The organism is Microbacterium enclense (genome assembly GCA_038182865.1).
Classification (GTDB): Bacteria; Actinomycetota; Actinomycetes; order Actinomycetales; family Microbacteriaceae; genus Microbacterium; species Microbacterium enclense_B.
Map to the genome: position 1 here is coordinate 1,624,159 of CP116226.1, position 13,650 is coordinate 1,637,808.

Genomic DNA, 13,650 nt, shown 5'->3' on the forward strand with positions numbered 1-13,650 from the left:
CTGTCCCGCTGAACCCCCGACAAGGATCCCCATGTCCGAGATGACCGTCCCCACGAAGAGGTCGATCGAAGCGGCGGCCGCGCGCACCGTGCGACCACGACTGTGGCGTCGACTCCTGCACCGACCGATCGCCGTGGTGGCGCTCATCCTCCTTCTCGTGATGGCGGGGGCGGCTCTGCTCGCCCCCGTCCTCGCGGGGGATCCCAACGCCTTCGTCGCCGTCGAGCGCCTGCGCCCGCCCTCCGCGACGCACATCTTCGGCACCGACAACCTGGGACGCGACGTCTATTCGCGCACCGTGTTCGGCGCACAGGCCTCGCTCACCGTGGGCCTCGTCACCGCGGCGATCACCACGGCGATCGGAGTGGTGATCGGCATTCTGGCCGGCATGTTCCGCTGGTTCGACGCGATCGTCATGCGCATCGTCGACGGCGTGATGTCGTTCCCCATCATCGTGCTGGCCCTGGCGATGACCGCGATCCTCGGACCGGGGCTGGGGACCGTGATCCTCGCGATGACCATCGTGTTCGTCCCCGGGATGACCCGTGTCGTGCGCAGCTCCGCCCTCGTGGCCAGCGAGCTGCCGATGGTCGACTCCGCCCGCGCGATCGGAGCCGGCAGCGTCCGCATCTTCTGGCGTTATGTCCTCCCGCAGTGCACGACGCCCGTGCTCGTGCAGGCGGCGATCACCTTCACCACCGCCGTCCTCGTCGAGTCGGCGCTGAGCTTCATCGGTGCGGGCCTGCCGCCGAACGTCCCCAGCTGGGGCGCGTCGCTGTCGGAGGCCCGCAGCTACCTCACCTCGGCGGTGTGGATGTGGGGATTTCCGGGTCTCGCACTCATCCTCACGGTCCTCGCCATGAACATCGTCATCGACAACGTCCGTGACATCCTCGACCCGCGTGCCGGAGGCCGCTGACATGCTCCGCTATCTCGCGCAGCGCCTCCTCGCGCTGCTGCCCACCGTCGCCGTGCCCCTGGTGCTGGTCTTCCTCCTCTTGCGCCTCGCTCCGGGCGATCCGGCGGCCATCCTGCTCGGTGACTCCGCCACGCCGGACCAGGTCGCCGCTCTCCGCCAAGAACTCGGGCTCAACGCCCCGCTGTGGGAGCAGTTCGGCCGATTCCTGGGTGACGTGGTCACCCTCCGCCTCGGCGACAGCCTGTTCCTCGGCAAACCCGTGGTCGACGTCATCCCCGACTACGCCCTCGTGACGTTGGAGATCAGCATCGTCGCCCTCGTCGTCGCCCTCGTGCTCGGCATCGGCCTCGGCACGCTCGCCGCCTTCCGCAACGGCCGACCCGCTGGGCGCATCGCCACGGCCCTCGGCATCATCGGCATCTCCGTGCCGCAGTTCGTCGTCGCGCTGATCCTCATCGTGGTCTTCGCCGCCTGGCTGCACTGGTTCAACGTGGGCGGGTTCGTTCCGATGTCGAAGGGCTTCTGGCCGCACCTGCGCTCGATCACCCTGCCCGCCCTGTCACTGGGCATCGCCGAGTCGGCGTTCGTCGCCCGCATCACACGCGGCGCGATCCTCGACGTCGTCCGCGAGCCCTTCGTCACGACCGCGCGTTCCCTCGGCATCGCCCCGCGACGAATCGGCGCGGTGCACATCGTGCGCGTCGCCGCGCTGCCGATCATGACCGTCGCGGGTCTGCTGGTGGCGAGCCTTCTCTCGGGCAGCGCGGTGGTCGAGACGATCTTCGGCGTTCCGGGGATGGGCCGCCTGCTCCTGGATGCCGTCGGGCGCCGAGACTACTCGCTGGTGCAGGGGATCGTGCTGTTCACCGGCCTCTTCGTGATCATCGTCAATCTGCTGGTCGACCTGTCGTACTCCGTGGTCGACCCCCGCGTCCGACTCGGGAGGAAGAGCGCATGAGCGCCCCACTGCTGCAGGTCTCCGACCTCTCCATCACCGCCGACACCGCATCGGGTCCCTACGACGCCGTGCGATCCGTCGACTTCGCCCTCGACCGCGGGCAGGCCCTCGCCGTCGTCGGCGAGTCCGGCAGCGGCAAGTCGCTGACCGCGCTCGCGATCGCGGGACTCCTGGGTGAGAAGCTCACGCCGAGCGGCTCGGTCCGCTTCGACGGGCGCGAGCTGATCGGCATGTCGGCGGCCGAACGCCGAGCCATGGCGGGGCGACGTATCGGCTTCGTGTTCCAGGAGCCGATGTCATCACTGCATCCGATCCTCACGGTCGGACAACAGCTCGAGGAGGGCCTCCGCGCCCACTTCGACATGAACCGGCGGGAACGCGCCGACCGGGTGCGCGAGCTTCTCGACATCGTCGGTCTCGGCAAGGCACGAGACATCCGCGGCGACCGGATCGGTCAGCTCTCGGGCGGGATGCGCCAGCGCGTCATGATCGCGATGGCGATCTCGTGCGAACCCGAGCTCGTGATCGCCGACGAGCCGACGACGGCGCTCGACGTCACGCTTCAGCGTCAGGTCATCGACCTGCTGGGGTCTCTGCGCGAGCGCCTGGGTCTCGCGCTCATGCTCATCACCCACGACCTCGGTGTGGTCGCCGAGACGTGCGATGAAGCCGTCGTCATGTACGGCGGGCAGGTCGTCGAGAGTGGACCGACCTCCCTGCTCCTGCACGACCCGGCGCACGACTACACGCGGGCGCTGCTGATGTCGATCCCGGTGCTCGGCGACGACCGCCCGCGCCTTCCGACGGTGGCATCCATCGCTCCCTGGTTGCGTGATGCACGACAGGATGCCGCCGCCCTCCGCCCCGTCACCGAGCTCGTCACGGTCGCCCCCGGTCACCGGGTGCGACGCGAAGCCGAAGGAGTTGCGGCATGACCGCCCTGCTCGAGGTCGAGGACCTCACCAAGACGTTCCACGTCTCCCGTCGCCGCCAGGTCACGGCCGTGAAGGGCGTCTCGTTCCAGATCGAGAAAGGTCGCACGTACGGCCTGGTCGGGGAATCGGGGAGCGGGAAGTCGACGGTCGTCCGCATGGTCGCGCGCCTGACCGAACCCACCTCGGGCACCGTGCGCTTCGACGGCACCGACGTCACGCGCCTGGACCGGGCAGCACGCCAGCAGTACCGCCGTGACGTGCAGATCGTGTTCCAGGATCCGTTCGGTGCTCTGAATCCGCGCATGACGGTCGCCGACCTCATCATGGAGCCGCTGCAGGTGCACCGCCGGGGGACGGCGAAGGACCAGCGCGACCGCGCCCGCGAGCTCGTCGACCACGTCGGGCTCGGCACCGCGGCACTGGAGAAGAAGCCCGTCGATTTCTCGGGCGGTCAGCGCCAGCGCATCATGATCGCGCGCGCTCTCGCCCTGCAGCCGCGCCTCATCGTCGCCGACGAGCCGGTCTCGGCCCTCGATGTCTCGGTGCAGGCGCAGGTGCTCAACCTGCTGAAGGATCTGCAGGAGGCGTTCGGGCTGTCCTACCTCTTCATCTCGCACGACCTGTCGGTGGTGGAGTTCATCTCCGACCGCATCGGTGTGATGTACCTCGGCGACCTCGTCGAAGAGGGCGACAAACGCGACATCTACGCCAACCCGACCCAGGCGTACACGCGATCGCTGATCGAGGCGATTCCGACGATCGAGGGTCGACCGTGAGCGCCGACGTCGACGCCTGGCTCGGCGTGCGCTTCGCGACACTTCCGCACCCCTTCGCCGCACCGCAGCCGACCGAGCCCGCGGCCCCGGCGGCTCCGGGGGGACGCTTCGGCCCCGCACCCGTCCAAGCACCCGTGCCCGGATTCGACCTGCCCGGGGGACAGTCGGCCACTGACTGCCTCACCCTGAACGTTTGGGCGCCACGCGGAGCGGTCGATGCCCCCGTCGCGGTCTGGCTTTTCGGCGGAGGGTTCGAGATGGGCACCGCGGCGACGCCGTTCTTTGACGGGGCCGCCCTCGCGGAAGCCGCGCAGAGCGTCGTCGTCACGGTGAACTATCGCGTCGGGGCTTTCGGCTTCGGCTCGTTCGCCGGTCACGGCGGAGCGCTCTCCGCCGCGCACGACCTCGGTCTGCAGGACGTGTGCGCCGCGTTGCGGTGGATCGACGCCGCGGCCGCCGCGTTCGGCGGCGACGCGTTGCGCGTGACCCTCATCGGCCAGAGCGCCGGGGCCTTCCTCGCCGCGGCGGCGGCGGTGGCTCCGGGCGTCCCACGGCCCCGCGCTGTCGCGTGTTTCTCGGGTGGTGCCTCGCGGGTGATCGCGGCAGACGATGCGGCGCGCTTCGCCGACGCGATCCTCGCCGAACTCGGCGTGACCGCCGAACGCCTCGTCGACCTCGACCCGGCGGACATCCTGGCCGCCCAGGCAGCGGTCGCTCCGCGCGATCTCGGCATCCGCAACGGAGTGCGCCCGGTCGGTTTCGGCGTGGCGCTCGATGGGGGGATGACGGGTGCCGTCGTGCCGCGCCATCCGATGGATGCCGTCGGCGCGGGAGCCCTGCGGGACACCTTCGTCCTCGCCGCCGCCGGGACCGACGAGATGGAGGGCTTCGGCCCGGGAACCGTCCCCGACCTCGACGGGCCCCTCACGGAGGCGGTCGAGGCCCTGACCGGTGTTCCGTCGCGGCGCGTGCTGGACGCCTACGGGGGTGGCGACGTCGCCGCGAACTGGCGGCGCCTTCTCGGTGACTACATCTACCGGCTGCCGGCTGCCCGACTCGTTGCGGAGCAGCGCGCGGCGGGCGGCGGGGGCGCGTACCTCGAGGTCGGCCGTGACGGCGACGAACCCGGCGGGCACGGCGCGGAGCTGCTGGGCGTTTTCGCCCGGGGAGACGATGCGCGCTCGCGTGACGTGCAGCGGATCCTCGTGACCCTCATCCGTGACGGCCACCTCGACGGGGGAGCACTCGACGCCCCGCTCGTCGCGGGCAGCGTGCCGACGGCATCCCTCGCCCCCGACGATCTCGTGACGATCTGGCAGGGGGTGGCGCGGCCGTGAGCACGTATCGCATCGGGGCCGGAAGCGGCTTCGCCGGCGACCGGTTCGAGCCGGCCGAGATCCTCGCCGCGCGCGGCGACCTCGACGCACTCGTGTTCGAGTGTCTCGCCGAGCGCACGATCGGCCTCGCACAGCAGCGGGCCGCTACGGCGGCCGGTGCGGGCTTCGACCGGCTGTTCCTCGATCGACTCGCAGGAGCTCTGCCGCACCTCTCGTCGCGGACCCGGGTGCTCACCAACGCCGGGGCCGCCGATCCCATCGGGCTCGCGCGCTCCGTCGTCGACCTGCTCGCCGCGCACCCGCGAGGCGCCGGCCGCCGGGTGGCGGCGATCGTCGGCGACGACGTCGCGGCGCAGCTCCCCGCGGATGCCCGGATCACGGGGACCGACCTCACCATCGCCGACCTCGGCGACCGGCTCGTCTCGGCCAACGCGTACATCGGAGCGGGCGCCGCGATGAGGGCCCTGGAGAACGGTGCCGACGTCGTGATCACGGGGCGCATGGGGGATGCGGCGCTTTTCGCCGCTCCGATCGCCGTGCACCACGGGTGGGACGACTCCGCGCCCGACGACATGGCCGCCCCCACACTGGTCGGGCACCTGCTCGAGTGCGCCGGGCAGCTGACCGGCGGATACTTCGCCGACGGAGGCCGCAAGGTCGTTCCCGGGCTCGCGACCCTCGGCTTCCCCTTCGCGGACGTCGCATCCGACGGCGTCGCCGAGTTCGGCAAAGTCGAGGGCACGGGCGGTCTCATCTCCCGCGCCACGGTGCTCGAGCAGTTGCTCTACGAGATCGACGATCCCGCCCGTTACAAGACCCCGGATGCCACCCTGGACCTGGGCGACGTCCGGATCGACGAGGTGGGCGCCGACCGCGTGCGCGTGTCCGCGGCGTCCGCGAACGGTCGACCCGAGCAGCTCAAGGTGAGCGTGGGCGTGCGCGATGGGTACCTGGCCATCGGCAGCATCGCCTACGCGGGGCGAGGTGCCCGCGAACGTGCCGAACTGGCGCTGCGGATCGTGCGGGAGCGGTGGGACGTCGTCCACGGCCGCGATCCGCTCGAGGTCCGAGCGGACCTGCAGGGCTACAACTCCCTGCGCCCGTGGCATGTGCCGGTGGGCGACCCGGCCGAGGTGCGCGCGCGGCTTTCGCTGCGGACGTTCGACCGCTCGGTCGCGGCGCTGCTGCACCGCGAGGTCGAGGCGCTGTACACGAACGGTCCGGCCGGTGGCGGGGGTGCCGACCTCAGCCTGAAGGAGACGGTCGGCATCGTCTCGACCTTCATCGATCGTGACCGTGTCGCGCCGCGAGTGGAGATGGTGTCATGACGACTCTGGGCGATCTCGCTCACGCGCGCGCGGGAGACAAGGGGGACACGTCGATCCTCGTCGTCGCGCCGTATGAACCCGACGACTACGCGCGCGTCGACGACGCGCTACGCGCCGAACGCGTCGCCGCGCACTTCGGTGTCGACCCGGGCAACGTGACCATCCACCCGGTTCCGCGTCTCGGCGCGTTCACCGTGGTGGTACGGGACAGGCTCGACGGGGGAGTGACGCGCTCTCGCGCCGCGGATCCGCACGGCAAGACGTTGTCGGGCCACCTGCTCGATCTCGTCGTGGAGGGGTAGCTCCGCTCCCTTCGACGGGCTCAGGGATCTGCGCGGGGCGGACGCGCCGACGTCAGATCAGGCCCAGGTCCGCGAACGCGTTGTGCACGCCGTCGTCCAGCACCGATGTCGTGACGCGGCCGGCGAGGCGCTGGAGCTCGGGAGCGGCGTTGCCCATCGCGACGGGGGTGCCGACGACCTCGAACATCTCGACGTCGTTCCAGCTGTCACCGATGCCGATGGCATCCGTCGCCGACAGACCGAGGATCGCAAGCACCGCGGTGATCGCCGACCCCTTCGTGACGCCGGCCTGACCGATCTCGCCGTTCGAGCCGCCGGGGAGCGGAATCGACCCCGGGATGACGTGGAACCCGTCGCCGAGCTCGGCGGCGGCGTGAGCGACGGTGTCGATCGAGGGGCTGACGAACACGGCCTTGGCGACCGCGTCGCGGTCGACCTCCGACACCGGTCGCGGCTCCTTCCACAGCGGCTCCTCGGCCACCAGGCCTTCGGCGGCGAGCTGGGCGGCGCGCTCGGCGTGACGCTCGCGACGGTAGGCGGTCATCACGGGGCCCATGCCCGCGCTCGCGAAGACGCCCCCGTGCGTCTGCAGGAAGTAATGGATGCCATGCGCCTCGAAGTACCGCTCGAGGAGGTCGACATCGGCTCGGGGCATGGGCTGTTCGACGAGCATCTGCTCGTCGCGCGTTGCGTACGCCCCGCCGTTGGTGATCGCGCCGTCGAAGCCGATCGCCAGGACGTCGGGGTGGACGTCGCCGGCGGAGCGGCCGGTGCTCAGCCACACGAGATGACCATTGGCGCGGGCCTCGCGGATCGCGGTCACGGTGGACGGGGCGATCAGCGAACCGTGCTCGAGGATCGTGCCGTCGACGTCGAGGAAGGCGATGCGGGTCATGGTGCACTCCAAGGGGATCGGCCCCGGGTCCGCAGACCCGGGGCCGAGCCGGTCAGGGGGATCAGCGCGAAAGCGACGCGCCGTTGGTTCGGATGACGTCGGCGTACCAGTGGAACGACTTCTTCCGGTACCGATCGAGGGTTCCGGAGCCGTCGTCGTTGCGGTCGACGTAGATGAAACCGTATCGCTTGCTCAGCTGCGCCGTGCTGGCGCTGACGATGTCGATGCAGCCCCACGAGGTGTACCCGAGCACGTCGACGCCGTCTTCGAGCGCCTCACCGACCTGCACGAGGTGGTCGTTCAGGTACGCGATGCGGTAGTCGTCGACGACCGTCTTCTCCCCGTCGACCTCGACGAGCTGGTCGCGCGCGCCCAGACCGTTCTCGACGATGAACAGCGGCTTCTGCCAGCGGTCCCAGAACTGGTTGAGAACCAGTCGCAGGCCCACGGGGTCGATCTGCCAGCCCCACTCGCTCGCCGGGAGGGTCGGGTTGGAGACGCCGCCCATGATGTTGCCCTCGCCGGTGGCCCGCTTCGCGGGGTCGGCGGTCTCGGCGATCGACATGTAGTAGCTGAACGAGACGAAGTCGACCGTGTTCGTCAGGTCGTCGCGGTCCTCGTCGGTGATGTCGAGCTCGATGCCCTTCTCGCGGAGCGTCCGCAGGAAGTACCCGGGGTAGGCGCCGCGGGTGTGCACGTCGCCGTAGACGAGGTTGCCGTGATCGGCATCCATCACGGCGACCGCGTCATCGGGGGACGGGGTCAGCGGGTACACCGGCATCGACAGCACCATGCAGCCGACCTTCGCCTCGGGGGCGACCTCGCGGGCGATGCGGGTCGCGCGAGCGGATGCCACGAGCTCGTGGTGCATCGCCTGGTACAGCTGCTCCTCGGGAACGCCGCCCTCGGGGATCGGGATGCCGCCGCTCATGAAGGGCGCGTGCAGCAGCGAGTTGATCTCGTTGAACGTCAGCCAGTACCTCACGCGCGAGCCGTACCGCTCGAAGAGCGTCCGGGCGTACCGCTCGTAGAAGCCGATCAGCTCGCGGTTGGTCCAGCCGCCGTACTGCTCGGCGAGGTGCAGGGGCGTCTCGTAGTGCGAGATCGTCACGAGCGGCTCGATGCCGTGCTTCTCGAGCTCGTCGAGCACGCGATCGTAGAACGCGAGGCCCGCCTCGTTGGGCTCGGTCTCATCTCCCTTCGGGAAGATGCGGCTCCACGCGATCGAGAAGCGGTAGACACCGAAACCCATCTCGGCGAAGAGCGCGATGTCCTCCGCGTAGCGGTGATAGTGGTCGATGCCGACGAGCTTGAGATTGTCAGGCGTGGGCTCGGCGCTGCGCGGACCCGAGATGCCCTTCGGCATCACATCCTGCACCGAGAGGCCCTTGCCGTCTTCGTCGTACGCGCCCTCGACCTGGTTCGCGGCGGTCGCGCCGCCCCAGAGGAAGCCGTCGGGGAAGGGGGTGGTCGTCATTCTTTTCGTGCCTCCGGGGGATCAGCGGGTGGCGGACAGCGAGTCGACGGAGACGGCGCGGAACAGCGTCTCGCCGTGCGAGAGGGGTCCGGATGCCGCCTCCGCGACGTCGGGGTACAGGTCGCCGTTGGTGACGATGACCGGGGTGATGAGGTCGTATCCGGCCTTCTCGATGGCGTCGCCGTCGAATTCGAGCAGCAGGTCGCCGGCCTTCACCTCGGTGCCGGACTGCACCTTGAGGGTGAAGTGCTCGCCGCCGAGCTTGACGGTGTCGAGACCCACATGGATCAGCAGCTCCACACCGTCGACCCCGCGCAGGCCGATCGCGTGACCGGTCGGGAACGCCGCGACGACGGTGCCGTCGAAGGGGGCGTAGACCGCTCCCGACGTCGGGCGGATCGCGACGCCCTTGCCGAGCGAGGCGTCGGCGAAGGCGGCATCCGGAACCTCGCCGAGGGCGACGACGGTGCCGTCGACGGGGCTCAGCACGACGGTGTCGGTCGCCGCGACAGGAGCTGCGGGAGCAGCGGTGTCGACCGGGTCCGTGAAGCCGACGATGACCGTGAGGAGGAAGGGCACGACGATCGCGACGGCCAGACCCAGACCCAGCATGACCATGTTGCCGTTGCCGAGCAGCGCCGGGAGGGCGAGGCCCGAGGGAACGACGAACGCCTTCGAGAAGACGCCGCCCATCGCGATCAGCGCGCCACCGAGCGCACCGCCGACGATTCCGAAGGCGAAGGGGCGCTTGAGGGGCAGGTTGATGCCGTAGATCGCGGGCTCGGTGATGCCGGCGAGGAAGCCGGACAGGGTGGCCGGGGCGGCGAGCGAACGGAGGTTGGTGTTGCGGGTGCGCACGAGGACGCCGGCGACGGCGGCCGCTTGAGCGAGGACGGCGGCGAACACGGGTCCGATGAGCAGCATCTGACCGGTGGTCTGCAGCTCGAGCTGGAACAGCGGCACCAGGCCCCAGTGCAGGCCGAAGATCACGAAGACCTGCCAGAGGCCGCCCATGATGGCGCCGCCCAGCCACGGCACGGTCTGGAACACCCAGCCGATCGCGGCCGCGAGCCCGCCGCCGATCAGGCTCGACAGCGGGCCGATCGCGAGGAACACCAGGGGAACCGCGATGGCGACCACGATCATCGGCGTGAGGAAGCGCTTGACGGCGCCGGGCAGCACCTTCAGCAGGAAACGCTCGGCGTAGCTCTGCAGCCACACGATCACGATGATCGGGATGACGCTCGAGACGTAGCTGACCATGATCACCGGGATGCCGAAGAAGGTGATGTCTGGCTGACCGTTCAGCGCCACGATGCTCGGGTACACCAGCGCACCGGCGATCGCGAACGAGGTGAACTCGGATGCCTTGAAGTAGCGCGCCGCGGTGATGGCGAGCGCCATGGGGAGGAAGTTGATCAACGCGTCGGAGAGGGCGTTGAGGATCACGTAGGTGGTGCTCGTGGCATCCAGCCACCCGAAGGTGACGGCCGCGGCGACGAACGCCTTCAGCAGACCGGTACCGGCAAGGGCCCAGAGGATCGGGGTGAAGATCGCCGAGATCATCTTGATGAAGCGGTTGAAGAGATTGCCCTTCGGGCCGGTGTCCCCGCCCTCGGAACCTGCGCCGCCGAGCTTCGTCTGCGCCTGGATCGCGGCGAAGACGTCGGGGACGTCGTTGCCGATGACGACCTGGTACTGCCCACCCGCCTGCGCCGTGGTGATGACGCCCGGGGTGGCGCGGAGGGCCGCGGCATCCGCCTTGCTCTCGTCTTTCAGCACGAACCGCAACCGCGTCGCGCAGTGCACGAGCGAGGTGATGTTGCTCTCTCCGCCGACGCCGGTCACAACCGCCGCCGCTGTCTTCGCGTGATCCACCATCGGAATCCGCCTGCCTTTCACCGCATCCATGCGGCCCGTCGAATGTTCTGTGGCGACGAATCCCGGGTGTTTCGGGCAATAAAAAAGACCCGAATCCGTTCATCGCTCGTCAGCGATGTGGATTCAGGTCTTGCCCGCTCGCGCGGTAACAATCCAGAAGACGTCGGCAGGGTGTGACCCCTGCGACGGTGACTATAGCACCGGCGCGTCGGGTCCGCCACTGTCGTCGGGTCGACCGAGGCTCGTCGCCAGACGTTCGACGTGGACGGTGAGGTAGAGCACCTCTTCGTCGGTGAGGGTCGACCCCGTCGCCGCGAAGACGTAGGCCTTCACGGCCTCGGCGATGCCGAAGGCGCGGGGGTAGCGGTGCTTCGCGAACTCGAAGAACGACGAGTCGCCGCTGGCGAGCATCGCCCGGTTCACGAGTCGCTGCAGCAGGAACCGCACGTGCAGGATGAACCGCGCGTAGTCGGGGCTCTCGGTGTCGAGGGCGACGCCGAGACCCGTCTCGACCGTGCGCACGACGTGCTGCACGCGGCGGAACAGCAGCGCCGCGGTGCCGTTCGGCTCGTCGCGCGTGGCGTTGAGCAGGTGCATCGTGAGGAACACGCCCTCCTCCGGCGGAAGCTCACGATCGAGGGATGCCGCGATCGAGGCCGCCATGCGCTCCGCCGCACGTGACTCGTCGGGGTGGAGGATCCGCAGCTCGGGCATCGAGGTGCCGGGGATGCGGATGCCCTGGTCGAGGCGCTCGATGACGTAGTTCACGTGATCGATCACGGCCAGGGGCAGGCGGCGTCCGAGGTCGCGTCCGAGGTCGCGCTCGGCCTGATCGACGGCGTGCAGCACCGCCTCGACGAGCGCGTACGGAGCATCGGTGAGCAGCTTCTGGGCGTGCGCGGTGTCGCTGCCCTGATCGAGCACGAAAGTCTTCTCGACCTTGGCCGGGTCGACGCGCCCCTCGTGCTTGAGCTGGAATCCGATGCCCCGTCCCATCAGCACGCGCTCGCGGCCGTCGGCGTCGATCGCCACGACGACGTTGTTGTTCAGCAGCTTCTGCACGCCGCCGGGCGGGAGGGAGACGTCACCGGCACCGGGCATGGGATGCAGTTTAGGGCGGCCCTGGCGCGTGAGTTGCCGCGGTTGGTCGCCTGGCTGTGGTGGCGGCGACGAAGTGCGGCAACTGAGGGCGGCGGCGTGACGCGTGTGAGTTGCCGTGGTTGGTCGCGCGGCCGTGTTCGTGGCGACGAAGTGCGGCAACTGGGGACGCCGTGGCGCGTGAGTTGCCGCGGTTGGTCGCCTGGCTGTGGTGGTGGCGACGATGTGCGGCAACTGAGGGCGGCGGCGTGACGCGTGTGAGTTGCCGTGGTTGGTCGCGCGGCCGTGCTCGTGGCGACGAAGTGCGGCAACCGAAGCGACCGCGCAGCGCCCAGCCGCGGTGCAGGCGCGCCCGGTACCCTGGAAACCATGACTGATCAGCCCCCCGTGCGCTCCACCACGCCCCGGCAGGCGCGCCCCGCGGGGGCCCCAGCCGACACCGGTGTCCGCGAGACCAAGCCGAAGACCGGACGCCAGGTGCGCCCCGCAACCGAGGGCTGGCAGCAGGCCAAGGACGAGACCGGTCGCCCGCTCCTGCAGTTCGCCAGCCCGAAGCGCGGCAAGCCGCCCGTGCACCTCGCCGACCTCACCGCCGCCGAGCGTGTCGAGAAGGTGAAGGAGCTCGGGCTCCCCGGCTTCCGCGCGAAGCAGCTCGAGAAGCACTACTTCACGCACTACACGTCGGATCCGGCCGAGATGACCGACCTTCCGGCATCCACCCGGGAAGAGCTCGTCGCGGGGATGCTCCCGCCGCTGCTCACCGAGGTACGCCGGCTCGAGACCGACCGCGGTGACACGATCAAGTTCCTGTGGAAGCTGCACGACGGCGCGCTCGTCGAGTCGGTGCTCATGCGCTACCCCGGCCGCATCACGCTGTGCGTGTCGTCGCAGGCGGGCTGCGGCATGAACTGCCCGTTCTGCGCCACCGGCCAGGCGGGCCTCACCCGCAACATGTCGGCGGCCGAGATCATCGAGCAGATCGTGCGCGCGAACGCCCTCATCGCGGCCGGCGGCCTCGGTGGCAAGAAGCACGACGATCACTCCCTCGACCGGGTGTCGAACATCGTCTTCATGGGCATGGGCGAGCCGCTCGCCAACTACGCGCGGGTCATGCAGGCCGTGCGCGTGATGGTCGACAAGGAGCACGGCCTGGGCATGAGCGCCCGCGGTATCACGGTGTCGACGGTCGGGCTCGTCCCCGCGATCAAGAAGCTGGCCGACGAGGACATCCCGGTGACCTTCGCCCTGTCGCTGCACGCGCCCGACGACGGCCTCCGCGACGAGCTCATCCCGGTCAACTCGCGCTGGAAGGTCGACGAAGCCCTGGATGCCGCGCGCGCCTACTTCGACAAGACCGGGCGTCGCGTGTCGATCGAGTATGCCCTGATCAAGGACATGAACGACCACGCGTGGCGGGCCGACCTGCTCGCCGACAAGCTCAACGCGCGCGGTCGTGGCTGGGTGCACGTGAACCCGATCCCGCTGAACCCGACCCCGGGCTCGATCTGGACGGCATCCGAGGTGCCCGTGCAGAACGAGTTCGTGCGGCGCCTCAACGACGCCGGCATCCCGACGACCCTCCGCGACACCCGCGGCAAGGAGATCGACGGGGCCTGCGGCCAGCTCGTGGCGACGGAAGAAGATGAGGTCGCCGCGGCGGCGACGCCCGTCGGCTGACTCGCTCTCGGAACGCCCCCGGCCCTTGTGGCCGGGGGCGTTCGTCGTTCTCCGTGGTGTTGACGGA

12 protein-coding genes are annotated in these 13,650 nt (G+C 69.8%); 8 read left to right on the top strand and 4 right to left on the bottom strand.

What is annotated here, in order from left to right; translation table 11 throughout:
• Window positions 1-31: 31 nt before the first annotated feature.
• The 7 genes from PIR02_07640 to PIR02_07670 are packed head-to-tail and all read left to right on the top strand — an operon-like array spanning window position 32 to window position 6,555.
• Complete coding sequence (locus tag PIR02_07640) at window positions 32-919, top strand: ABC transporter permease (protein WZH38535.1); 888 nt, start codon at window positions 32-34, stop codon at window positions 917-919.
• On the top strand, window positions 885-1,877 hold the full coding sequence (locus tag PIR02_07645; protein WZH38536.1) for an ABC transporter permease: 993 nt from the start codon (window positions 885-887) through the stop codon (window positions 1,875-1,877). The genes PIR02_07640 and PIR02_07645 overlap by 35 nt, the downstream gene beginning before the upstream one ends.
• On the top strand, window positions 1,874-2,812 hold the full coding sequence (locus tag PIR02_07650; GenBank protein ID WZH38537.1) for an ABC transporter ATP-binding protein: 939 nt from the start codon (window positions 1,874-1,876) through the stop codon (window positions 2,810-2,812). The genes PIR02_07645 and PIR02_07650 overlap by 4 nt, the downstream gene beginning before the upstream one ends.
• The gene (locus tag PIR02_07655; GenBank protein ID WZH38538.1) at window positions 2,809-3,588 is read left to right on the top strand and encodes an ATP-binding cassette domain-containing protein; all 780 of its coding nucleotides are present in this window, start codon (window positions 2,809-2,811) and stop codon (window positions 3,586-3,588) included. The genes PIR02_07650 and PIR02_07655 overlap by 4 nt, the downstream gene beginning before the upstream one ends.
• Window positions 3,585-4,925 carry a carboxylesterase family protein gene (locus PIR02_07660; GenBank protein ID WZH38539.1) on the top strand — a complete coding sequence of 447 codons (1,341 nt, stop codon included), beginning with the start codon at window positions 3,585-3,587 and terminating at the stop codon, window positions 4,923-4,925. The genes PIR02_07655 and PIR02_07660 overlap by 4 nt, the downstream gene beginning before the upstream one ends.
• Window positions 4,922-6,253, top strand: a complete 1,332-nt coding sequence (locus PIR02_07665) for a DUF1446 domain-containing protein (GenBank protein ID WZH38540.1) — start codon at window positions 4,922-4,924, stop codon at window positions 6,251-6,253. The genes PIR02_07660 and PIR02_07665 overlap by 4 nt, the downstream gene beginning before the upstream one ends.
• Window positions 6,250-6,555 (top strand): hypothetical protein, encoded by a 306-nt coding sequence (locus PIR02_07670; GenBank protein WZH38541.1) that lies wholly within the window; start codon window positions 6,250-6,252, stop codon window positions 6,553-6,555. The genes PIR02_07665 and PIR02_07670 overlap by 4 nt, the downstream gene beginning before the upstream one ends.
• A gap of 52 nt (window positions 6,556-6,607) precedes the next feature.
• Here PIR02_07670 and PIR02_07675 read toward each other — a convergent pair whose 3' ends face one another.
• The 4 genes from PIR02_07675 to PIR02_07690 form a co-directional block, all read right to left on the bottom strand.
• The gene (locus PIR02_07675) at window positions 6,608-7,450 is read right to left on the bottom strand and encodes a Cof-type HAD-IIB family hydrolase (protein WZH38542.1); all 843 of its coding nucleotides are present in this window, start codon (window positions 7,448-7,450) and stop codon (window positions 6,608-6,610) included.
• A 61-nt stretch (window positions 7,451-7,511) separates the two neighbouring features.
• Window positions 7,512-8,927, bottom strand: a complete 1,416-nt coding sequence (locus tag PIR02_07680) for a glycoside hydrolase family 1 protein (protein ID WZH38543.1) — start codon at window positions 8,925-8,927, stop codon at window positions 7,512-7,514.
• Between the two features lie 21 nt (window positions 8,928-8,948).
• Window positions 8,949-10,808, bottom strand: coding sequence for a beta-glucoside-specific PTS transporter subunit IIABC (locus PIR02_07685; GenBank protein ID WZH38544.1), 1,860 nt, complete (start codon window positions 10,806-10,808; stop codon window positions 8,949-8,951).
• A 192-nt stretch (window positions 10,809-11,000) separates the two neighbouring features.
• Entirely contained in the window at window positions 11,001-11,909 is a 909-nt protein-coding gene (locus PIR02_07690) for a PRD domain-containing protein (GenBank protein ID WZH38545.1), read from the bottom strand.
• Window positions 11,910-12,275: 366 nt separating this feature from the next.
• On the opposite strand from PIR02_07690, the gene rlmN reads away from it, so the two are divergent.
• Window positions 12,276-13,583, top strand: coding sequence for a 23S rRNA (adenine(2503)-C(2))-methyltransferase RlmN (rlmN, locus tag PIR02_07695; GenBank protein WZH38546.1), 1,308 nt, complete (start codon window positions 12,276-12,278; stop codon window positions 13,581-13,583).
• Window positions 13,584-13,650: the final 67 nt, after the last annotated feature.

Bases quoted from the DNA above. Each gene is read 5' to 3' on its own strand.
- PIR02_07640 (WZH38535.1), top strand. From the start codon at position 32: ATGTCCGAGATGACCGTCCCCACGAAGAGGTCGATCGAAGCGGCGGCC.
- PIR02_07650 (WZH38537.1), top strand. From the start codon at position 1,874: ATGAGCGCCCCACTGCTGCAGGTCTCCGACCTCTCCATCACCGCCGAC.
- PIR02_07655 (WZH38538.1), top strand. From the start codon at position 2,809: ATGACCGCCCTGCTCGAGGTCGAGGACCTCACCAAGACGTTCCACGTC.
- PIR02_07670 (WZH38541.1), top strand. From the start codon at position 6,250: ATGACGACTCTGGGCGATCTCGCTCACGCGCGCGCGGGAGACAAGGGG.
- PIR02_07675 (WZH38542.1), bottom strand. From the start codon at position 7,450: ATGACCCGCATCGCCTTCCTCGACGTCGACGGCACGATCCTCGAGCAC.
- PIR02_07680 (WZH38543.1), bottom strand. From the start codon at position 8,927: ATGACGACCACCCCCTTCCCCGACGGCTTCCTCTGGGGCGGCGCGACC.
- PIR02_07685 (WZH38544.1), bottom strand. From the start codon at position 10,808: ATGGTGGATCACGCGAAGACAGCGGCGGCGGTTGTGACCGGCGTCGGC.
- PIR02_07690 (WZH38545.1), bottom strand. From the start codon at position 11,909: ATGCCCGGTGCCGGTGACGTCTCCCTCCCGCCCGGCGGCGTGCAGAAG.
- rlmN (WZH38546.1), top strand. From the start codon at position 12,276: ATGACTGATCAGCCCCCCGTGCGCTCCACCACGCCCCGGCAGGCGCGC.